The following is a 21,280-nucleotide window of genomic DNA, read 5'->3' as shown; positions in this document are numbered from 1 at the left end:
AGAACGAGGAGAGATCCATGTCCACCACCCGCACCGCCGTGATCACCGGCGCCGGTTCCGAACGCGGCATCGGCCGGGAAACCGCGCTGCACCTGGCCGCGGCCGGTTTCGCCGTCGCAGTGCTGGACATCGACGGTGCCGCCGCCGAGAGCACCGCGAAGCTGGTCGCCGAGCGCCACGACGTCCCGGCGCTCGGCTTGGCCGCCGACGTCACCGACGCAGAGTCGGTCGACCGGGCCATCGGCCAGCTGGAGGACTCCGAGCTGCCCGCGGTCGGCGCGCTGGTGAACAACGCCGGGATCACCCGCCCCACCCGGTTCCTGGACATCGAGCAGGACGAGTGGGAGCTGGTCTTCAAGGTCAACGTGACCGGCACCTACCTGGTCACCCGCCGCGTGCTGCCCGGCATGGTCGAGCGCGGGTACGGCCGGATCGTGAACCTGTCCTCGGTCAGCGCGGAGCGCGGCGGCGGGGTGTTCGGCGGCTCGCACTACTCGGCGGCCAAGGCCGCGGTGCTGGGGCTGACCCGGGCGCTGGCCCGCGAGGTCGGCCAGCACGGCGTGGTGGTGAACGCGGTCGCACCGGGCCTGATCGACACCGACATCACCGGCGGCGCGCTGACCGGCGAGCGCAAGGCGGCGCTGATCGCCGACATCCCGGTCGGCCGCAACGGCCGCACCGAGGACGTCGCCGCCACCATCACCTTCCTGGCCGGTGAGCAGGTCGGCTACATCACCGGCGCCACCTTCGACATCAACGGCGGCTCGCACATCCAGTGAGGTCCGGCGCGACCATCCGAAGTGGACCCATCGAGGAGTCATGACACGTCTGTTCAACGACCCGGCCGACTTCACCGAGGACGCGATGGCGGGGTTCTGCGACCTCTACCCGCACTACGTCCGCGCGGTGCCCGGTGGCGTGGTCCGCTCCGCGCCGGGGCGGCCGGGCAAGGTCGCCGTGGTGGTGGGCGGCGGGTCCGGGCACTACCCGGCGTTCTGCGGCGTGGTCGGCCCGGGCTTCTGCGATGGCGCGGTGGTCGGCAACATCTTCACCTCGCCGTCCGCGCAGCTGGCGTACGACGTGGCGAAGGCGGCGCACCGCGGCGGCGGAGTCCTGTTCAGCTTCGGCAACTACGCCGGGGACAACATGAACTTCGGCGCCGCCCAGGAGCGGCTGCGGGCGGAGGGCATCGACTGCCGCACGGTGGTCGTCACCGATGACGTGGCCTCCGCGCCGAAGGGCGAGGAGTCGAAGCGGCGCGGTATCGCCGGGGACTTCGCGGTGTTCAAGCTCGCCTCCGCCGCGGCGGAGGAGGGCGCTTCGCTGGACGAGGTCGAGCAGGTCGCCCGCGCCGCCAACGACCGCACCCGGACGCTCGGCATCGCCTTCGACGGCTGCACGCTGCCCGGCCAGGGCCACAAGCTGTTCACCGTCCCGGCCGGGAAGATGGGCCTGGGGCTGGGCATCCACGGCGAGCCCGGGGTGTCCGATGTGGACATGCCGAGCGCGGCGGAGGTGGCCGACACCCTGGTCGACGGGGTGCTGGCGGAGGCCCCGGCAGAGGCGGGGCGGCGTGCGGGCGTGATCCTCAACGGCTTGGGTGCCACCAAGTACGAGGAACTGTTCGTGGTCTGGGCGCGGGTGGCCGAACGGCTGCGCGCGGCGGGGATCGAGGCCGTCGAACCCGAGGTCGGGGAGCTGGTCACCAGCCTGGACATGGCGGGCATCTCGCTGACCCTGGTCTGGCTGGACGAGCAGCTGGAGCGCTACTGGTGCGCCTCGGTGGACACTCCCGCCTACCGAAAGCGCCCGCGTCCGGCCGAGGCGGTCTCCCACGAGGTCGAGCACGACGTGGTCGAAGCCGTCGAATACCCGCCTGCCGCACCGGAATCCGTTGCGTGCGCCGGGACGATCGCGTCCGTGCTCGCCGAGGTCCAGCAGGCGATCGTCGCCGCGGAAGACGAGCTCGGCCGCATCGACGCGGTGGCGGCCGACGGTGATCACGGCCGGGGCATGGTCAAGGGCGCGACGGCTGCCGCCGAAGCTGCTGCCGCCGCGTTCGCCGCCGGGGCCGGGGCGGAGTCGGCGCTCGCCACGGCCGGGGATGCCTGGGCGGCGAAGGCGGGTGGCACTTCCGGCGTGCTGTGGGGCACCGGGTTGCGCGCCTTCGCGGAATGCCTCGGCAACGACCGCGAGCCGTCGGGTTCCGACATCGCCGCGGGCGTCGCGGCCTTCGCCGAAGCCGTCCAGCGCACCGGTGGCGCGCAGGTCGGGGACAAGACGATGGTCGACGCGATCGTGCCGTTCGCCGAGGCCTTCGACGGGTCCTGGCGCGCGGCCGCGGAAGTCGCCCGGCAGGCCGCTGCGGACACCGCGGCGCTCGCGCCCAAGGTCGGCCGCGCCCGGCCGCTGGCCGAACGCAGCATCGGCACCCCGGACGCCGGTGCGGTCTCGTTCGCGCTGATCACCGAGACGATCGCACACGCGCTGGAGGACTGATGGACGAGCCGTTCCGGATCGTGGTGGGCTCCGACGACGCGGGCCTGCAGTACAAGGACGCCCTGAAGGCCGACCTGGCCGCCGACCCGCGCGTCGAGTCCGTTGTGGACGTGGGGGTCAACGGCGACGACGGGACGGCTTACCCGAGCATCGCCATCGCCGCCGCCGAGAAGGTCGCGCGCGGCGAAGCCGACAGGGCGCTGCTGGTGTGCGGAACCGGGCTGGGGGTGGCGATCAGCGCGAACAAGGTCGCGGGGATCCGCGCGGTCACCGCGCACGACACCTTCTCCGTGGAGCGGTCGGTGCTGAGCAACAACGCCCAGGTGCTGTGCCTCGGGCAGCGCGTGATCGGCCTGGAGCTGGCCCGCCGCCTGGTCCGGGAGTGGCTGGGCCACCGGTTCGACCCGAACTCGCCCTCCGCCGCGAAGGTCGCCGTGCTCAGCGAGTACGAGGGGTGCTGATCGGCCGGAGCGAACCGGCCGATCAGCGCGGGATCACAGCTCCGGGACGCCTTCGCTGATCGCGCGCGGAGCACCGGGGCTGCCCGCGGTCACGTCCCAGGTCCAGAACTCGACGACGTTGTGGTCCGGGTCGGCGACGTACGCCGAGCGCGCGTTGCCCGGCCCGAACTCGACCTCGTCGACGTGCACGCCGAGACCGCGTATCCGCTCGACCGCGGCGTCGTACTCCTGGTCGCTCACCGACAGCGCGTAGTGCACGTGCACCCCGCCGCGGGCGCGGGCGATGCCGAGGGCGGGCTTCCACAGACCGATCCGGGTACCCCCGGCCAGCACCCAGACGGCTTCCCGGTTCCGCCAGTGCTCGCCCTGCCAGCGCTCGATGACGGGAAACCCGAGCACCTCGGTGTAGAAGCGCTCGGCGGCGGCCAGGTCGGCCACCTCGAGGACCAGCTCGTTCACGCCCGACGTCATCGTCATCCTCCTATATAGTGTTTTGCCTATGCTCAACGTATAGGAAGATGCCGATACAATGCCAGCGTGGGCAACGACGAGCTGACGCGAGCCGCCGCGCTGTTCCGGGCGATGGGGCACCCGATCCGCCTGGGCGTGCTCGAGCGCCTGCGGCAGGAGGGCGAGATCTGCGCCTGCGACTTCACCGAGCACTTCGGCGTCAGCCAGCCGACGATCTCCGGGCACCTGCGCACGCTCCGGGAGGCCGGGCTCGTGCGCACCCGCCGCGACGGCACGCAGATCTGCTACTCGCTGGCCCCGGACGCGCTGGAGGCGGTGCGCCGGATGTCCGCGGCGCTCTGCGCGGCGGAATAGCCGGGTCCGCCCTGCGGTACCGTGTCCGAAAGCCCGGGAGGACGGTCCGCATGCACTTGGCCGAGATGGCCGACCTGGCCCGCCAGGACGCCGCCGACGGCGTTGAACAGCAGATCGTCGCGGCGCTCGTCGACGTCGACGGGCGGGTGCTGCTGCTCCGCCGCTGCGCGGGGGATTCCCGCGGCGGGGAGTGGGAGTTCCCCGGCGGCAAGGTCGACCCCGGCGAGGACCTGAACACCGCGCTGCACCGCGAGGTCCGCGAGGAGACCGGCCTCCGCATCACCGGCATCGCCGACTACCTGGGCTCTTTCGACTACACCACTGCGAGCGGTCGCTTCAACCGCCAGCACACCTGGTCGGTCCGCGTCGAACCGGTCGGAGAGGTGCGCCTGACCGAGCACGACGCCCACACCTGGGTGGCGAAGGCCGACGAGGTCCCGCTCAGCCCCGACCTCGCGGCGATCCTCGAGAAGCACCTGGGGCCCGTCCTCTGACGGACCGCGCGGAACGGCGATTTCGCGCGAAATCGGCCCAGCCGGTCAGGAATCGCGCCAGGCCAGCGGGGACGAGGCGACCGCTGCTTCGGCGATTCGCCGGGCCGTCGCGGTCTTGAGCCCGGCGCGGGCCGAGTCGATCCAGGCGTCGACCCGCTGGACGCCGATGTCGCGGTACTCCACGGCCTGCAGGAGCATCTCCAGCTTGTCGGCGTCCTTGGCGCACAGCGCTTCGGGGCTCTGCCGCGACTCGTACTCGTCGACAGCGCCGCGGATCATGCCCCGGGACCGGTCGGGCAGGTCCTCGGTCTGGTCGGCGGTGATCCGCCGGGGCTCGGGTTTGGCGAGGTAGCCGTTCGCGGTGTGCGGCAGGTCGCCGGTCCGCGTCTCCTGGCTGTCGTGCCACAGCCCCAGCAGCGCGGCCCGGCCGGGATCGGCGCCCTCCTCGGCGGCGATGATCGCGGCCAGCTGCGCGACCCGCGCGCTGTGCTCGGCGACCGACTCGGGGTCGCGCACGCCCGCGTGCCACCAGCCCGCGCGGCGGATGCGCTTGAGCACCCCGAGCTCGTACCCGAAGGCGGCGAGCGCTGCGGCGTCGTCCGGCACGGCATGTCCTCCTCGGTCCTCGCCCGTGACCCGCGACCAAGTTACTGGAGCGAGCTGCGTGGCCCGCTGGGCGCGCGGGCGGCCGGAATCCGGCGAAAGTGTGATGCTTGCCACCCTGTTGCGGCCGGTGGCTTTCCAGGAATGATTGAGGTACCAAATGTTTGACTTCCGAGTAATTACCGGCCGGTACGGCGGAAGGTGCGTTGCGAGATGACCAACGAGCTGGAGCACTTCATCGGCGGCAAGCGCGTCGCGGGGACCTCGGGTTCCTTCGGCGACGTGTTCGACCCCAACACCGGGCAGGTGCAGGCCCGGGTGCCGCTGGCGTCCGCGGCGGAGGTCGAGGCGGCGGTGGACAACGCCGCCGAGGCGCAGCCGGCCTGGGCCGCGCAGAACCCGCAGAAGCGGGCGCGGGTGCTGATGCGCTTCCTGCAGCTGGTCAACGAGGAGATGGACTCGCTGGCGCGGCTGCTGGCCTCCGAGCACGGCAAGACCGTGGCCGACGCCAAGGGCGACATCCAGCGCGGTCTGGAGGTCGTCGAGTTCGCCGTGGGCATCCCGCACCTGCTCAAGGGTGAGTACAGCGAGAGCGTCGGCACCGGCATCGACGTGTACTCGTTGCGCCAGCCGCTGGGCGTGGTCGCCGGTATCACGCCGTTCAACTTCCCGGCGATGATCCCGCTGTGGAAGGCCGCACCGGCCATCGCCTGCGGCAACGCCTTCGTGCTCAAGCCCTCCGAGCGGGACCCCTCGGTGCCGCTGCGGCTGGCCGAGCTGTTCATCGAGGCCGGGCTGCCGCCGGGGATCTTCAACGTGGTCAACGGGGACAAGACCGCGGTGGACGCGATCCTGACCGAGCCGCGCGTCCAGGCCGTCGGGTTCGTCGGCTCGTCGGCGATCGCCGAGTACATCTACACCACCGCCGCGGCGCACGGGAAGCGCGCGCAGTGCTTCGGCGGTGCCAAGAACCACCTGATCGTGATGCCCGACGCGGACCTCGACCAGGCCGTCGACGCGCTCATCGGCGCGGGCTACGGCTCGGCGGGGGAGCGCTGCATGGCCATCTCGGTGGCCGTGCCGGTCGGCGAGGCCACCGCGAACGCGCTGGTGGAGAAGCTGGTCGAGCGGGTGGGCGAGCTCAAGATCGGCACCAGCTTCGACGAGGACGCCGACTTCGGCCCGCTGGTCACCGGGCAGGCCCGGCAGCGGGTGCTGGACCTGATCGGGGTGGGCGTCGAGGAGGGCGCGCAGCTGCTGGTCGACGGCCGCGACTTCCGGCTGGCCGGGCACGAGGACGGGTTCTTCCTCGGCGCCTCGCTGTTCGACCACGTCACCCCGGACATGCGGATCTACCGCGAGGAGATCTTCGGCCCGGTGCTGTCGGTGGTGCGCGCCGCGGACTACGACGAGGCGCTGCGGCTGCCCAGCGAGCACGAGTACGGCAACGGCGTGGCGATCTTCACCCGCGACGGGGACGCTGCCCGCGAGTTCGTCTCCCGCGTCAACACCGGCATGGTCGGGGTGAACGTGCCGATCCCGGTGCCGATCGCCTACCACACCTTCGGCGGCTGGAAGCGCTCCGGGTTCGGCGACCTGAACCAGCACGGCCCGGACTCGGTCCGCTTCTACACCAAGACCAAGACGGTCACCTCGCGCTGGCCCTCCGGCCTGAAGGAAGGTGCCAGCTTCACCATCCCGACCATGCACTGAACCCCGGTGGCGGCGTCCTGGGCGGGCGCCGCCACCGGTGCAGCGCGGGACCGCCGAACGTGAAGGAGTGGACGTGTCCGTTGCAGCGGTAGCCGGCCCGGCGTCGCCGTTCGAGCTCACCGACGACCAGCGCGCGATCCGGGACGCCGCGCGGGAGTTCGCCGCCGAGCAGCTCGCCCCGCACGCCGTCGAGTGGGACCAGGACAAGCACTTCCCGGTCGACACGCTGCGGCTGGCCGGGGAGCTGGGCATGGGCGGGGTCTACGTCGACGAATCGGTCGGCGGCAGCGGCCTCAGCCGGTTCGACTCGGCGCTGATCTTCGAGGCGCTGGCGGGCGGCGACCCGTCGATCGCCGCCTACATCTCGATCCACAACATGTGCGCGGGCATGATCGACCGCTTCGGCACCGACGCGCAGCGCGCCCGCTGGTTGCCGCAGCTGTGCTCGATGGAGCGCCTGGCCAGCTACTGCCTCACCGAGCCGGGTGCCGGTTCGGACGCGGCGGCGCTGCAGACCCGGGCGGTCCGCGACGGCGACGACTACGTGCTCACCGGGGTCAAGCAGTTCATCTCCGGCGGCGGCAGCTCGGACGTGTACGTGGTGATGGCCCGCACCGGCGAGCAGGGCGCGAAGGGCATCTCCACCTTCGTCGTCGAGGGCGGGGCGCCGGGGCTGTCGTTCGGGGCGAACGAGAAGAAGATGGGCTGGAACGCCCAGCCCACCAGGCAGGTGATCTTCGACGGTGTCCGGGTGCCCGCCGACCAGCGGCTCGGCGAGGAGGGCATCGGCTTCCGGATCGCGATGGCCGGGCTGGACGGCGGTCGGCTCAGCATCGGCGCGTGCTCGCTGGGCGGCGCGCAGGCCGCGCTCGACAAGAGCCTCGGCTACGTGCGGGAACGCACCGCGTTCGGGGTCAAGCTCAGCGAGTTCGAGGCGCTGCAGTTCAAGCTCGCCGACATGGCCACCGAGCTGGAGGCCGCCCGGCTGCTGCTGTGGCGGGCGGCCTCGGCGCTGGACGCCCAGGACCCGGCGGCCACCCGGTTGTGCGCGATGGCCAAGCGGCTGGCCACCGACACCGGGTTCGCGGTGGCCAACGAAGCACTTCAGATCCACGGTGGATACGGCTACCTTGCCGAGTACGGCCTGGAGAAGATCGTCCGCGACCTGCGGGTGCATCAGATCCTGGAAGGCACCAACGAAATCATGCGCCTGATCGTCTCCCGCAGCCTGCTGGCGGGGTGAGCCCCGAGGTCCGGGGACGGTCGGTGCACCGGCGCGGCCCGGGGATCCGCAACTTCCGTTGAAATCGGACGTGCGATTTCAATGGAAGTCGCGGCGGTCCGCGCGCACGAGACACAGGAGTCGCTATATGACGGAGCCCGAGGTCCTGGTCCGCGAGCAGGGTTCGCTCGGACGGATCACGCTCAACCGGCCCAAGGCGCTCAACTCGTTGACCCTGGGCATGGTTCGGGCGATGACCGAGGCCATCGAGCAGTGGCGCACCGCCGAGCACATCAAGGCGGTCCTGATCGACGGCGCTGGCGAGCGCGGGCTGTGCGCGGGTGGTGACGTCCGGGCGCTGCACGACGCGGTCAAGGCCGGTGACGAGTCGCTGCCCATCGCCTTCTGGACCGAGGAGTACCGGCTCAACTCCGCGCTGGCGGGCTACCCGAAGCCGGTCGTGGGGATCATGGACGGCATCTGCATGGGCGGCGGGGTCGGCATCTCCGCGCACGGCTCGCACCGGGTGGTCACCGAGCGCTCCAAGGTCGGCATGCCGGAGGTAGGCATCGGGTTCATCCCGGACGTCGGCGGCACCTACCTGCTGTCCCGCACGCCCGGCGAGCTCGGCACGCACCTGGCGCTGACCGGCACCCCGATCGGCGGCGCGGACGCGGTGCACTGCGGGATCGCCGACCACTTCGTGGACAGCGCCAACCTGCCCGGGCTGATCGACGCGCTGGCCGGTGGCCAGGTGGACGAGGTGCTGCGCAAGTTCGCCGAGCCCACCCCGGAGGCGCCGCTGGCCGCGCAGCGGGAGTGGATCGACGCCGCCTACTCCGCCGACAGCGTCGAGGAGGCCCTGCGGCGGCTGCGCGAGCGGCCGGAAGCTGCGGCGGGTGAGGCCGCCGAGGTGATCGAGCAGAAGTCGCCGACCTCGCTGAAGGTCACGCTCAAGGCGCTGCGCAGCGATTACTCCTCGCTGGAGGAGGCGCTGACGCAGGAGTACCGGCTGGCCATGGCCTGCGTGCGGATCGGCGACTTCGTCGAGGGGGTGCGGGCGACCCTGGTCGACAAGGACCGCAACCCGCGGTGGTCGCCCGCCGCGCTGTCCGAAGTGGACGACGCGCGGGTGGCGGAGTTCTTCGCCCCGGCCGCGGACGAGCCGACGCTGTTCGGCTGACCTGGCGACTCCGAAGTTCCAGCGCAGAAAGGTTGTGACAATGGCTGTCATCGGTTTCATCGGGCTGGGCCACATGGGCGGTCCGATGTCGGCGAACCTCGTCAAGGCCGGGCACACCGTGCAGGGCTACGACCTGATCCCGGCTGCGCTGGAGGTCGCCGCCCGGCACGGCGTGACCACCGTCGGGTCGGTGGCCGACGCGGTCGCCGGTGCCGATGCGGTGATCACCATGCTGCCCAGCGGCAAGCACGTGCTGGAGTGCTACGACGAGGTGCTGGCCGCGGCCAAGCCCGGCGCGCTGCTGGTCGACTCGTCCACTGTGGACGTGGCCGACGCGCGGGCGGCGCACGAGCGGGCCGAGCAGGCCGGGTTCGGCTCGGTGGACGCCCCGGTGTCCGGCGGTACGGCCGGTGCCGAGGCGGGGACGCTGACCTTCATGGTCGGCGGCTCCGAGGAGGACTTCCACCGGGCCGAACCGCTGCTGGAACCGATGGCGCGCAAGGTGATCCACTGCGGCGGGCCGGGCAACGGCCAGGTCACCAAGATGTGCAACAACCTCATCCTCGGCGCCTCGATGGTCGCGGTCAGCGAGGCCTTCGTGCTCGGCGAGCGGCTGGGGCTGTCGCACCAGGCGCTCTACGACGTGGCGTCGATCTCCACCGGCCAGTGCTGGGCGCTGACCACGAACTGCCCGGTGCCGGACCTGGTGGAGACCAGCCGCGCCAACCACGACTACGAGCCCGGCTTCGCCGCCGCGCTGATGCTCAAGGACCTGCGGTTGGCCACCTCGGCGGCCGAGCAGAGCGGCACCGACATCGCGATCGGTCGCCTGGCCACCGAGCTCTACCAGCGGTTCAACGAGGAGGGCGGCGGGAACCTGGACTTCGGCGCCATCATCAAGTCGGTCCGGGAGCACTCCGGCGACTGAACCCGTCGTGAGCGGTCCGGGGTGCCCGGACCGCTCACGAGGTCAGCAGCGGCAGTTCGCTGACGCCCATCGAATCCGGCGACGGCATGAACTGCGGCCGCGTCGCCGGATCGGTGCGCAGCACCGGGAACCGGTCCAGCAGGATGTTCAGCGCGACGCGGCCCTCCAGGCGGGCCAGCGGGGCACCCAGGCAGAAGTGGATGCCGCGGCCGAAGCCCAGGTGCGGGTTCGGGTCGCGGGTGACGTCGAAGGTCATCGGGTCGGCCCACTGGCGCGCGTCCCGGTTCGCCGCCGCCAGCTGCACGGTGACGACCTGCTTCTCCGGGATCCGCCGACCGCCGATCTCCACCTCGGTGGTGGTCGCCCGGTAGAGCGCGGTGAACGGGGTCATGAAGCGCACCGACTCCTCGATCGCGCCGGGCACCAGCGCGCGGTTCGCCCGCACCAGGGACTGCTGTTCCGGGTGGGCGTCCAGGCAGAGCACGGTGTTGCCCAGCAGCATCGTGGTGGTGATGTGCCCGGCGAGCAGCAGCAGGCTCGCGAAGTTGACCAGCTGGGCGTCGGTGAGCTGCTTGCCGTCGACCTCCGCTTCGACCAGCTTGGTCAGCAGGTCCGCCCGGGGCTTGCGCCGCCGCTCGGCGGCGTGCGCCAGGACGTACTCGCCCATCTCCTGCGCCGGTTGCGCCTGGTCGGCCAGACCGGCTTGCTGCTCCGCGAGGTCGTCCTCGGCCAGCGAGAGCGCGGACTGGTTGGTGAACAGCGCGTCCGCCCACTCCTTGAACAGCTGCCGGTCGCTGCCGGGCACGCCCAGCAGCTCGGCTATGACGATCACCGGTAGCGGGTAGGCGAGCCCGGTGATCAGGTCGAACCGCTCCTGCCCGGCGAACTCGTCGAGCAGTTCGCGGGTGACCTCGGCGATCCGCGGTTCGAGGTCGGCCACCACCTTGCGCGTGAAGGCGTGGCTGACCAGGCCGCGCAGCTCGCGGTGGTCCGGCGGGTCCATCTGGATCAGGTTGCCGTCGGTGAGCGCCGGGTCCGGATCCACCGGCAGCAGCGGCACGAGGTTCGAGGAGAACCCCTGCGGGTCGCCGATGACCTGGACGGCCTCCAGGTAGCCGGAGACGGCCCACAGCTGCCTCGACCCGTCGAACCGCACCGGCTGCTCCGGCTGCCGCCCGTGCATCCAGAACCGCTGCGGGTCGATGCCCCACCGCTCGGCGAGCGTCGTCGTCATGGATTTCCCCTCCGCTTGCGGACTTCTCGGGGCCGACCCCGCGCCGGTCCCGCGTGGCACAAGAATGGCACCACATTGATGCCAAAACAAGTCATTGCGGCGCACGATGGCATCGTGCTGGTCCGGGGGCGTTGTTCGGCGCTCTGACGTGCTCTTCGCGAAACCGGCGAACCCGGCGCGGTGGAAGAGGGCGGGGTGGCGCAGCGGTCCGCCGAGCCGGGCGTACCCTGGCGCCTTGTGTTGGAGTGGCTTGTCGAGTGGTACGACGGCGTCGAGCTGTGGCTCGTGCAGCTGCCCTACCCGCTGCAGGTGACACTGGTCTTCGCCGTGCTGCTGCCGCTGTGCTGGGGCCTGGCCCGCGTGATCGATCGCGGCATCGACGGTCTCGGCGCGAAGCTCACCCGCGTGCGCGATGCCGAACCCCCGGTCGGCCGCCGCGATGGCGAACCCGCCCGGGGTCGGAAGGAGACGGCGTGACCTCGCGCAAGCGCATCTCGACGGCGCTGATCGGGCTCATCGCCCTGGTCGTCATCGGCTGGTTCGTCCGCGACTACGCCGTCACCGACACCGCGCCCACCGGCAGCCAGCCGGCCGCGGCCGTTCCCGGCGCCGAATCCGGCCTGCCGGTCGAGGAGCTGTCCGCGCTCCCCCCGGAGGTCGGCAAGACTTGGAAGCTCATCCAGAGCAACGGACCGTTCCCGTACCCGCAGAAGGACGGCACGGTGTTCGGCAACCGGGAGGGCATCCTGCCCGAGCAGAAGGCGGGCTACTACCACGAGTACACCGTGCCGACGCCGGGATCCCGCGACCGCGGCGCCCGACGGCTGGTCACCGGTGACCGTTCTGAGCTTTACTACACCAGCGATCACTACGAGTCCTTCGTGGTTGTCGACACCACGGGTTGAGTGCGATGTTTGCGACTAAATGGGCCAGCAGGGTGCGGAAGGAGCAGCCGGTGAGCGAGGTGGAACACCCCTCCGCCGACATCACGGCGCGCGAGGCCGTCCGGGAAGCTGAGCAGCGCGGGGCGACCGCGCACGTCCTCGACGGTTCGGACCTGATCAGCAAGCGCACCACGCTCGAGGGCATCGCGGCGGTGCTGAACTTCCCGGAGTGGACGGGCCGCAACCTGGACGCCCTCTACGACTGCCTGACCGACCTGTCCTGGCTGGACGAGGGCGAGCACGTGCTGATCTGGTCGGGGTTCCAGGCCCTGGCCGAGCACGACCCGAAGGCGTTCAGCCGGATCAACGCGGTCCTGCGCGACGCGGCGGAGCACCCGATCTGCGGCCGCACCTTCACCTCGGTCCTGACCAGGGATTGATCGCCCGATCGGGAAACCGCGCTGGTCGCAATACTGGCTGCTGTGAAACAGCCGGACAGGTTGATGACCGTCGACGACATGGCGCTGCTTCCGCCTGACGTCGGTCGGTACGAGCTCGTTGGCGGACGAGTCGAGCTGTCACATCCGCAGGTCCTCTGGCACGCCCGGGCGGTCAGCAGACTTGCTTACGCGGTTGGGCTGCGGGCACCACGCGGGCTCGAGGTGCTCTTTGCGCCGGTCGTCATCTTCAACGACGAACGAACCCATTGCCGACGACCGGATCTCACCGTGTTCAGCCGTGACGCGTGGGCTGAGCCGTGGCTGGCCAGCCCGCCGCTGCTCGCGGTCGAGGTGGCTTCGGCGGAAACCGCGGCTCGTGACTACCGCCAGAAGTTCTTCGAGTACGCCGAGTTCGGGATTCCGGCGTACTGGATCATCGGTCCGGACAAGCACTGGCCCGCCATCGACGAGTTCCGGCTTGACGACGGCGAGTACCGGCACGTTCAGCAGATCGCCGGGGAGGACGCCTTCGCCACGGACTTTCCGTTTCCGCTCCGGCTCGTGCCGCACTGGTTGTTCGCCGATGGACCGTGGCGGGAACGGATCAGTGGCGAAGGCGCCTGAGGGATCAGGTCACTTCAGGGCTTCGGGGACCCAGGAGGGCTTGCGCTTCTCGGCGAAGGCCCGCATCCCTTCCTGGCCCTCTTCGCCCGCGAAGTGCTCGGCGGAGAGCTCGAGCATCTGCTTGAAGGCCTCGTCCATGGCCGCCGGGCGCTGGGCGGTCAGCATCTCCTTGGTCGCCGCCAGGGCCTTCGGGGCGCCGAGGGCGAGCATGTCCGCGTAGCGCTTGACCTCCGCGTCCAGGTCGTCGGCGGGGACCGCGGAGTTGATCAGGCCGATCTCGGCGGCGCGGCGGGCGTCGAAGGTCTCGCCGGTGAGGAACAGCTCGTGCGCCCGGCGGGCGGTCAGCCGCGGCAGCACGGTCACCGAGATCACCGCGGGCACCACGCCGATGCGCACCTCGGAGAAGGCGAACGTGGCGGTGTCCACCGCGACGGCGATGTCGCAGGCCGCGATGATGCCCACCCCACCGGCGCGGGCCGGTCCGGCCAGCTTGGCCACGATCGGCTTCGGGCTGGTCCAGATCTGCTCCAGGATCGCCGGGAACTCCTGCACGCCCTGGTTCTCGGCGTCGGCCGAGCGCGACTCCTTGAGGTCCATCCCGGCGCAGAACACGGTGCCGGTGTGGTCCAGGACGATCACCCGCACCGCGTCGTCGGCGAGCGCGGTCGTCAGGTGCGCCCGCAGCTCCCGCCGCAGCTGGGCGGAGAGGGCGTTGCGGTTGCGCGGCGAGTCCAGGGTGATCGTGGCGACGCCGTCGGCCACCGCCAGGTGCACGAGTTCATCCATGACAGGCACGTTAACCGCGCTGACCACGACCGAGCCAGTGATCCACGTCCCACCCCGTGAGCGCAGTTTCAACTGAAACTGCGATCCGACGTGCGGGGGATCCGCAGTTTCAATTGAAACTGCGGATCAGGTCGGGGGGTAGCGGTCGGACCAGGCCGGGGGTCGGGGGCCGAACTCCAGGACCGCGTCGAGGGCGAGGCGTTCGATCACCTCGTGCAGCTCCAGCTCCGCCGTCCAGCGCTCCGGGATGCGCCGCGCACCGGCCACCGCGCCGACCAGGCTGCCGCAGACCGCTCCGGTGGTCGCGCTGTTGCCGGAGTGGTTGACCGCCACCGGCAGCGCGGCGTCGAAGTCCCCGTCGCTGATCAGCGCCGCGTGCAGGCCGATGGCCAGGGATTCCGCCGCGGTCGAGCCGGTTCCGAGGCTGCGCTCCAGGTCGGCGGGCGGCACGCGGCCCTCGCGGGACAGCCGGACCGCCGCGCCGATCCGGCGGGTGACCTCCTCGTGCCCGGAGTGCGGGGCGAGCTGGCCCAGCACCTCGTCCACGGCGGTGGCCAGCGGTTCACCGGCGAGCAGCCGGGACACCAGGAAGGCCAGCGCGCCCGCGCTCAGCAGGGCCGTCGGGTGGCCGTGGGTCAGCGCCGCGGTGCGCATCCCGACGTCGAACACCTCGGCCGGGTCGCTGCTCCACAGCGCCGCCGGTACCGCGCGCATGATCGCGCTGCTGCCCGACGAGTCGCTGGCCGGTTGCTCCGGGGTGCCCATCGGCTGCTGGCCCTTGGCGAAGGCGATCAGCGTGCGCATCATCGTCCGGCCCGGGTTGCGGGTCTGGAACAGGGCCCGCTGCTTCACCAGCCAGCCGTCCGGTTCGGGCGTGGTGGCCAGGAACTCGCCCGCTGCGCGCGGCCAGCTCAGGTGCTGGGTGTGCAGCCAGCGCTGGTAGGCGTGCTGGATGTGCCGGGTCGGGTCGGTGGTGCCGGTGGTGCGGCGGCTGATGTTGGCCCGGATGGTGCCCTCCAGCGAGAACAGCAGCAGCTGGGTGTCGCTGCCGAGGCGGCCGGAGGGGTGACCGGCGGGGATGTAGTCGGTCAGGCCGTCCGACCCGTGCCGGGACCGGATCTCGTCCCAGCTGTCCGCGGCCACCGGGATGCCGAGGGCTTCCCCGACCGCGCAGCCGAGCACCGCGCCCAGGAACCGGTCGCGGGACGCGGCCAGGCGGGGGACCGCGGTCAGCCCGGTGCGGTAGTCGGTTGTGGACGGTGCCGGTTCGGCGGCGTCGGTGGTCGGGTAGCGGCGCTCCCAGCCGTCGGACTCGTCCGGGTAGGGGCCGAACTCCGCCGCCGCGTCGGTGGCGATCCGCTCGACCAGGGCGGTGATCGGCAGCTCGTCGAGCAGTTCGGCGGGGATCGCCGTCGGGCCGCGCAGCGCGCCGAGCAGCTGCCCGCACAGCATCGCGGAGCTGGCGGTGTGGGCGCTGGCGGCGCGGACGGCGGCGGCGAAGTCGTCCTCGCACGCCACGGCCACGCGCATCGCGACCGCCAGGGCGGCCAGGCCGCTGCGCCCGGGTTGCATCGCGTCGAGGTTGGCCGGGCCGGGGTGGGCTCCGGCCGGGCTGAGGCGACCGAGCCGCAGCGCGTGCGCGAAGGTGGTGCGGGCCGACTGCCACCCCGAGATGCTCTGCCGCAGCGAGGTTTCCAGCGGATTGCCGCGCAGCAGCCACAGCATCGCGGTGCCGAGGACGCTGGCCGGGCTGTGCCCGTTGACGTGCCCGTGGGTGAGCGCGGCGAGGTCGCCGCCGAGAGCGAAGACGGTGCCGGGATCGCCCGACCACAGCGCCGCGAGCGCGCCCAGCGGCACGGCGGTGGCGGCGTCGGAGCTGTTGATCGGCTGCTTCCGCGACCCGGGGGCTTGACCGGCGGCGATCCGCGCCAGCGCGGTGAGCATCGTCGGCTCGTCGGTGCGCGGGGAGTGCAGCAGCCTTTCCCGCACCAGCCAGCCGTTGGGGTGCGCGGTGTCGGTCCCGCAGTCCTGCCACGGGACGCCGCGGGTGTGCATCCAGCGGCGCAGACCGCTGAGCGCGAAGCGGACCGGATCGCCGTCGCCGGACGCGCGCGCCTGCGTGTGCGCGCGGATCAGGCCTTCCAGCGCGAAGAGCAGCGCGCTGGTGCGCTGCCCGACTTCGCCGAGGGCGACGAACTCGCCGACCGCGCCGCCCAGCAGCATGCCGAGGACGCGGCCGGGGGCTTCGGGGATCGGGCCGTCCCGGTCGGCCAGCCCGGTGGCCGGTACCGGTGGCGACTCCGCGCCGAGCCGGTGCTGCAGGGCCGCCGCCCACAGCGGTCGGGTGGCGGGCCGTTCCCGCCACCGCCGCCAGGTCTCCAGCAGCCGCTGTTCCACCGGGTCGCGGCGGTCCGCCGCGCGGGCCGCGCGCCAGGCGGCCAGCAGTGCTCGTTCGGAGTCGTCCAACCGGGATTCGTCCACGCGGGTTATCCGAGGTAGCGCTGTGCCCAGTCGGGCACCGGCTGGTCGGTGAAGATCTCGGTGTGGGCCCGGTGGTCGTCGGTGATCAGCTGCTCCAGGACCTCCCGCAGCTCCAGCTCCGCGAGCCAGTCGGCGGGGATCTGCTCGGTGCCGCGGGCGGCGCCGAGCAGGCTGCCGCAGATCGCCGCGGTGGCCGCCGTGTTGCCGGAGTGGGTGGCCGCCAGCGACACCGCGTCCGCGAAGGAGTTCGGGTGCGCCAGCGCGGCCGCGACGCCGATCGCCAGCGCCTCCGGCGCGTTCCAGCCCAGGCCCAGCTCCGCGAACCGGGTGGGCGAGACCTGCCCGCTGCCGACGATCTCGACCGCCGAGCGCAGCCCCTGCGTGATGCCCTCCGCGACCTCCATCTGGTCCAGCTCGGCGAGCACCGAGTGCACCGCGTCGATCAGGGTCTGCCCGTTGTTGAGCGAGCACACCAGCCCGGCCAGCGCCCCGGCGGACAGGTAGCCGTCCGGGTGGCCGTGGGTGACCGCGGCGATCTCCGCGCCGTGGATGATCGCGTCCTGCGGGGAGGTGAACCCGAAGCCGACCGCGGCGCCGCGCACCGTGGCCGCGGTCGTGCGCGCGGAGTTCGGCGGGTTGCTCGGGGTCGGGACCTCGCGGCGGTCGGAGAAGCGGGCCAGCGCGGTCAGCGTCGCCTCGTCCGGGAACCGCTGCGCGTGCAGGACCTCGGTCTCGGCGAGCGCACCGAGCTGGAAGACGCCGCTGCGCAGCTTCACGCCCTGCGTGTGCATCCAGTGCAGCAGGGTCCCGCGGACCATCGACGGCCGGTGCGCGCTGATGCCGCGCAGCACCGAGCGGATGCGGCTGCGGATGAGGCCGTCCAGGACGAACGCGGTCTGCTGCCCGTGCGAGGTGGCCGCCGCCCGCGTGCCGAACGCCTCGGCCATCTCCCGCACGCCTTCCGGGTTCTCGCGCAGGATGGTGCTCAGGTCGGCGAACATCCACGGTGCGCCGAGCGCGTCGCCGACCGCGGTGCCCAGCACGCAGCCCGCCACCCGCTGCTCGCGGCTGAGCTGGACCTGGGTCTCGGCGACCAGCTCGTTCTCCTCCTCGGCCTCGGCCGCCTCGCCGATCAGCTGCGCCGCGCGCTCCGGGCCGAAGGCCTCGACGAGCAGCTTGTGCAGGTCCTGCGTGAGGTCCGCGGAGTTGCCGTCCTCGTTGTCGCGGAACTTCCGCCAGGCCGCGAGCAGTCGCAGCTCCTCGTCGGAGAGCCCGTCGTCCGCGTCGTCGTCGGCGGGCTGCTCGGCGACCGGTTCGGCCGCGGGTGGTGCCGCTACCGGCTCAGGCGCGGACTGTGCCGCCACTGGTTCGGGTTCGGGCTGCGCCGCCACCGGCGCGGGCTCGGGTTCTTCGGCGGCCTCGGGCTCCTCGGCGACCGCAGGTGCATCGGCGACTTCCGGCTCCTCGACGACCTCGGGCTGTTCCGCGACCACCGGTTCCGCCGCTTCGGCGACCTGCTCGGCGGGTTCCGGCTGCTCGGCGACGGCGGGTTCGGCCGAACCGATCGGGTAGCGCTCCAGCCACTCGGTGTCGCTCGGCGGGTTCGGGCCGAACTCCCGGATCGCGTCGGCGGCCAGCTGCTCGATGACCTCGCGCAGCTCCAGCTTGTCGCGCCAGGTCTGCGGGACGGCCTCCGCGGTCAGCGCAGCGCCCATGATGTTGCCGCAGATCGCCGCGGTCGAGTCGCTGTCGCCGGAGTGGTTGGCGGCCAGCACCACCGCGTCGGCGAACGACCGCGGGTGGGTCAGCGCCGCGCACACCGCGATCGCCAGCGCCTGCTCGCCGAACCAGCCCTCGCCGAGGACCTCCTGGATCTGCTCCGGGCTCGGGTCGCCCGCGGCGGCGAGCTCGACCGCCGCGCGCAGGGCCGCCGCCGTCTCCTCATTTCCGTCCCAAGTGGACAGCTCGGTGAGCGCGCCGTCCACCGCCTCCGGCAGCGACCGGCCGTCGAGCAGCTGCTGGACGATCACCGCCAGCGCACCGGCGGGCAGGTAGCCGCTCGGGTTGCCGTGCGTGAGCACCGCGGTCATCGCCCCGACCTGGAACACCTCGGCGGGATCGTCCGACCACAGCGCGGCCGGGGCCGCCCGCATGACCCCGCCGCAGCCCTTGGAGTCGTTGAGCCGGTTGCTGAACGAGCCCTGCGGGTTGCCGTTGGCGTAGCCGTGCAGCGCCTGTATGCACGTGGTGCCGGGCGCGCGGCGGACGAACAGCCCCTTCTGCCGGATCAGCCAGCCGTCCGGCGGGGTGCTGGCCAGCGGGCCACCGGCTTCCTTCCAGTCGAAGCCCTGGGTGTGCAGCCAGCGCTGGTAGGCGTGCTGGACCTGGGTGGCCGGTTCGTTCTCGCCGAACAGCCGCCGCCGGATGCTCGCCCGGATCAGGCCTTCCAGGGTGAACAGCGTCATCTGGGTCTCGTCGCTGACCGAGCCGCCGGGCCGGTGCGCGTCGACGAAGTCGGTCAGCCCGGCCGAGCCGTACTTGCGGCGGATGTCCTGCAGCGAGTCGTCCTCGATCGGGTAGCCGAGGGCGTCCCCGGCCGCGCCGCCGACCAGGAAGCCCAGGATCCGCTGCGCGCGCAGCTCCGCCGGGTCGGCAGCGACCTCGGGGCTCGGCTCCTCGGTGGCCTCGGGCTCCTCCGCCGCAGCGGCGGCTTCCTCGGCAGAGTCGGTCGCGGGCTCGTCGTCGACCGGTTCCTCCTCGACCGGTTCGGCGACCCGGGCTGCCGCGGGTTCTTCAGGCGCTTCCTCAGCGACCTGAGCGGTTGCGGGGTCTTCGGTGGCAGGCGGCTCCTCGGCGACCGGGGCCGCCGCGGGCTCCTCCTCGACCGCCGGGGCCTCCTCCACCGCGGGCTCCGGCTTCGGGGGCTTCGACCCGACCAGCGGGAGGGTGGAGGTGAAGTCCAGGTCGGAGATGTCCTTGGCCGCGGGGTAGCGCGCGGTCCAGGCGTCCCCGCTCGGCGGCGTGGGGCCGAACTCCAGCAGCGCGTCCTTCGCCAGGGTTTCCACGGTTTCGCGCTGCTTGAGGTCGCGCAGCCAGACGCCCGGCAGCGCGGGCGCGCCGTAGCGGGCACCGACGATGTTGCCGCAGATCGCCGCGGTGGAGTCGCTGTCGCCGGAGTGGTTGACCGCGACCATCAGCGCGGCCGCGATGCTGTCGGTGCTCAGCGCCGCGCACACCGCGATCGCCAGCGCCTCGTGCCCGGCCCAGCCGCCGCCCAGCGTGTCCTTGAGCTGCTCGGGGGTCGGTTTGCCCTGCTGGGCGAGGTCCTCGGCGGCTTGCAGCGCGCGGTCGGTGTCCTCGTGGTCGGCGTACTGCACCAGCAGCTCGCGGGCCTGGCGCACCGATTCCTCCAGCGTCGCCTCCCGCAGCAGCCGGTGGACGATCACCGCGAGGACACCGGCGGGCAGGTAGCCGTTGGGCTGCGAGTAGGTCAGCGCCGCGCTGGCGGCGGCGAGCTCGAAGACCTGCTTCGGGTCCTCGGACCACAGCGCGATCGGGGCGGCGCGCACCACGCCGCCGCAGTCGGGCGAGTCGTTGATCGGCCGCTCGAAGGTGCCGGGCGCCCCGACCGAGGCGAACTCGCGGAGCGCGGTGATGCAGCTGCTGTTCGGCGAGCGCACCGCGAACAGGTCGCGCTGCTCGATGAGCCAGCCGTTGGGCTTGGGGTGGCTGATGGCGAACGGCCCGGCCGCCCGCATCCACGCGTAGCCCTGGGTGTGCAGCCAGCGCTGGTAGGCCAGCTGGATCGCGGACAGCGGGCTGTCCGCCCCGGACCGGACCGCGATGTGCCCGCGGATCAGGCCTTCCAGGGTGAACAGCGCCATCTGGGTGTCGTCGGTGAACTCGCCGGGCTGGTCACCGGTGCGGTCGTACTCGGTGACGCCCATCGCGCCGAAGCGGCTGCGGATCTGGTCCACCGGGTAGAACTCGACCGGCGCGCCCAGCGCGTCCCCGATCGCACCGGCCAGCACCGACCCGAGGAAGCGGCGGCCGAACTCGGTCTCGGTGGGGTCGATCGCGGGCGGCGGAGCGGGCTGCTCCACCGGGGCGGCGCCGGGCGGCACCGGGGTGCCGTTGGGCGGGGACGGCGGCGCGACCACGGGCGTTCCGGAGGCGGGCGAGGGCACCGGCATCCCGGGCGTCTTCGGCGGCACCGCGGCGGCGGCCTTGACCAGGTCCTCGGCGGGCACCCGGGCCTTGACCGGGCTGGTCGGGTTCACCTGGACGTCGATCCCGGTCGGGTTGTGCGCGGCCAGCTGGCGGCCGGTCATCCGCTGCCAGGTGGTCCAGTTCGGCGGCAGGAACCCCTCGGAGGTGAACACCTGCAGCTGCCGCCGCCCCGACTCGTGCTCCATGGTGAACAGGCCGCTGCCCTGCGGCTGCGCGAACAGGATCAGCTCGGCGTCCAGCATCGCGGTCAGCAGCGCGTGGCCCTGCGCGTAGCCGGTGGTGGTCAGCTGGAGGGCGCGTTCGACGTCGTTGGTCGGCGCGGGCAGCCGCAGCGCGACCGGCGACGGCCGGTAGTTGGGGTTGGGGGAGAAGTCGTCGGTGATCTCGCCGTGCTCGTCGACCCGGTAGCCGCCGATGAAGCCCCACGGCGGCACTTCGGCGTTGGGGTCGGTGAAGATCGGATCGACCACGTACAACCAGGTGTTGGGCTGCTTGGTGGCCTGCTCCCGCATCGCGGGGGTGATGACCGGTCGATTCGGCTGCTGCGTCGTGTTCATCTCGCGCTGTTGTCCCCGACTCCTCATCCAGCCCTGCATTGATCGCCCCCACACCACGGCGGTCACTCGATAGCGCGGGTCTGGCGGGTCCGACGAACACAGGGAGCGGCCGGTTC

19 protein-coding genes are annotated in these 21,280 nt (G+C 72.2%); 13 read left to right on the top strand and 6 right to left on the bottom strand.

What is annotated here, in order from left to right:
- Positions 1-17: 17 nt before the first annotated feature.
- From F1721_RS26955 to F1721_RS26945, 3 genes are read left to right on the top strand one after another with little or no spacing between them, the layout of a single operon-like run.
- Positions 18-779 carry an SDR family NAD(P)-dependent oxidoreductase gene (locus F1721_RS26955; RefSeq protein ID WP_150069607.1) on the top strand — a complete coding sequence of 254 codons (762 nt, stop codon included), beginning with the start codon at positions 18-20 and terminating at the stop codon, positions 777-779.
- Between the two features lie 40 nt (positions 780-819).
- Positions 820-2,499, top strand: coding sequence for a dihydroxyacetone kinase family protein (locus tag F1721_RS26950; protein ID WP_150069606.1), 1,680 nt, complete (start codon positions 820-822; stop codon positions 2,497-2,499).
- Positions 2,499-2,960 (top strand): ribose-5-phosphate isomerase, encoded by a 462-nt coding sequence (locus F1721_RS26945; protein WP_150069605.1) that lies wholly within the window; start codon positions 2,499-2,501, stop codon positions 2,958-2,960. The genes F1721_RS26950 and F1721_RS26945 overlap by 1 nt, the downstream gene beginning before the upstream one ends.
- A 33-nt stretch (positions 2,961-2,993) precedes the next feature.
- Here the strand turns inward: F1721_RS26945 and F1721_RS26940 are convergent, their stop codons facing one another.
- Positions 2,994-3,431 (bottom strand): VOC family protein, encoded by a 438-nt coding sequence (locus tag F1721_RS26940; protein WP_246155328.1) that lies wholly within the window; start codon positions 3,429-3,431, stop codon positions 2,994-2,996.
- Between the two features lie 66 nt (positions 3,432-3,497).
- Here F1721_RS26940 and F1721_RS26935 point away from each other — a divergent pair, with 66 nt between their 5' ends.
- Together F1721_RS26935 and F1721_RS26930 are read left to right on the top strand one after the other, a co-directional pair.
- On the top strand, positions 3,498-3,785 hold the full coding sequence (locus F1721_RS26935; RefSeq protein WP_150069603.1) for an ArsR/SmtB family transcription factor: 288 nt from the start codon (positions 3,498-3,500) through the stop codon (positions 3,783-3,785).
- 50 nt (positions 3,786-3,835) lie between these two features.
- Positions 3,836-4,279, top strand: a complete 444-nt coding sequence (locus F1721_RS26930; RefSeq protein WP_150069602.1) for an NUDIX domain-containing protein — start codon at positions 3,836-3,838, stop codon at positions 4,277-4,279.
- A 45-nt stretch (positions 4,280-4,324) separates the two neighbouring features.
- On the opposite strand, the gene F1721_RS26925 is transcribed toward F1721_RS26930, so the two are convergent.
- A complete protein-coding gene (locus F1721_RS26925) occupies positions 4,325-4,885 on the bottom strand; it encodes an HD domain-containing protein (protein ID WP_150069601.1) in 561 nt (186 codons plus the stop codon).
- A gap of 210 nt (positions 4,886-5,095) precedes the next feature.
- Here F1721_RS26925 and F1721_RS26920 point away from each other — a divergent pair, with 210 nt between their 5' ends.
- The 4 genes from F1721_RS26920 (at position 5,096) to mmsB (ending at position 9,928) form a co-directional block, all read left to right on the top strand.
- Positions 5,096-6,595, top strand: a complete 1,500-nt coding sequence (locus F1721_RS26920; RefSeq protein WP_150069600.1) for a CoA-acylating methylmalonate-semialdehyde dehydrogenase — start codon at positions 5,096-5,098, stop codon at positions 6,593-6,595.
- 73 nt (positions 6,596-6,668) lie between these two features.
- The gene (locus F1721_RS26915; RefSeq protein ID WP_150069599.1) at positions 6,669-7,838 is read left to right on the top strand and encodes an isobutyryl-CoA dehydrogenase; all 1,170 of its coding nucleotides are present in this window, start codon (positions 6,669-6,671) and stop codon (positions 7,836-7,838) included.
- A 127-nt stretch (positions 7,839-7,965) separates the two neighbouring features.
- Positions 7,966-9,000, top strand: a complete 1,035-nt coding sequence (locus tag F1721_RS26910) for an enoyl-CoA hydratase/isomerase family protein (protein WP_150069598.1) — start codon at positions 7,966-7,968, stop codon at positions 8,998-9,000.
- Between the two features lie 40 nt (positions 9,001-9,040).
- Positions 9,041-9,928 carry a 3-hydroxyisobutyrate dehydrogenase gene (mmsB, locus tag F1721_RS26905; RefSeq protein ID WP_150069597.1) on the top strand — a complete coding sequence of 296 codons (888 nt, stop codon included), beginning with the start codon at positions 9,041-9,043 and terminating at the stop codon, positions 9,926-9,928.
- A gap of 34 nt (positions 9,929-9,962) precedes the next feature.
- Here the strand turns inward: mmsB and F1721_RS26900 are convergent, their stop codons facing one another.
- The gene (locus F1721_RS26900; protein ID WP_150069596.1) at positions 9,963-11,162 is read right to left on the bottom strand and encodes a cytochrome P450; all 1,200 of its coding nucleotides are present in this window, start codon (positions 11,160-11,162) and stop codon (positions 9,963-9,965) included.
- Positions 11,163-11,399: 237 nt separating this feature from the next.
- Here F1721_RS26900 and F1721_RS26895 point away from each other — a divergent pair, with 237 nt between their 5' ends.
- From F1721_RS26895 to F1721_RS26880, 4 genes are all read left to right on the top strand, one after another.
- Positions 11,400-11,639 carry a hypothetical protein gene (locus tag F1721_RS26895; RefSeq protein ID WP_150069595.1) on the top strand — a complete coding sequence of 80 codons (240 nt, stop codon included), beginning with the start codon at positions 11,400-11,402 and terminating at the stop codon, positions 11,637-11,639.
- Positions 11,636-12,067: a guanyl-specific ribonuclease gene (locus F1721_RS26890; RefSeq protein ID WP_150069594.1), complete on the top strand. Its 432-nt coding sequence runs from the start codon at positions 11,636-11,638 to the stop codon at positions 12,065-12,067. The genes F1721_RS26895 and F1721_RS26890 overlap by 4 nt, the downstream gene beginning before the upstream one ends.
- Positions 12,068-12,117: 50 nt before the next feature.
- On the top strand, positions 12,118-12,486 hold the full coding sequence (locus tag F1721_RS26885; protein WP_246155327.1) for a barstar family protein: 369 nt from the start codon (positions 12,118-12,120) through the stop codon (positions 12,484-12,486).
- Between the two features lie 63 nt (positions 12,487-12,549).
- Entirely contained in the window at positions 12,550-13,110 is a 561-nt protein-coding gene (locus tag F1721_RS26880) for a Uma2 family endonuclease (protein ID WP_150069592.1), read from the top strand.
- Positions 13,111-13,119: 9 nt separating this feature from the next.
- On the opposite strand, the gene F1721_RS26875 is transcribed toward F1721_RS26880, so the two are convergent.
- The 3 genes from F1721_RS26875 to F1721_RS26865 form a co-directional block, all read right to left on the bottom strand.
- Positions 13,120-13,896, bottom strand: coding sequence for an enoyl-CoA hydratase family protein (locus tag F1721_RS26875; RefSeq protein ID WP_150069591.1), 777 nt, complete (start codon positions 13,894-13,896; stop codon positions 13,120-13,122).
- Between the two features lie 126 nt (positions 13,897-14,022).
- Positions 14,023-16,377 carry an ADP-ribosylglycohydrolase family protein gene (locus tag F1721_RS26870; RefSeq protein ID WP_150069590.1) on the bottom strand — a complete coding sequence of 785 codons (2,355 nt, stop codon included), beginning with the start codon at positions 16,375-16,377 and terminating at the stop codon, positions 14,023-14,025.
- 5 nt (positions 16,378-16,382) lie between these two features.
- Entirely contained in the window at positions 16,383-21,164 is a 4,782-nt protein-coding gene (locus F1721_RS26865) for a type VII secretion system-associated protein (RefSeq protein ID WP_150069589.1), read from the bottom strand.
- Positions 21,165-21,280: the final 116 nt, after the last annotated feature.

Origin of the sequence: Saccharopolyspora hirsuta (genome assembly GCF_008630535.1) — a bacterium.
Taxonomy (GTDB): domain Bacteria; phylum Actinomycetota; class Actinomycetes; order Mycobacteriales; family Pseudonocardiaceae; genus Saccharopolyspora; species Saccharopolyspora hirsuta.
This window is presented reverse-complemented; position numbering and strand designations above follow the sequence as displayed.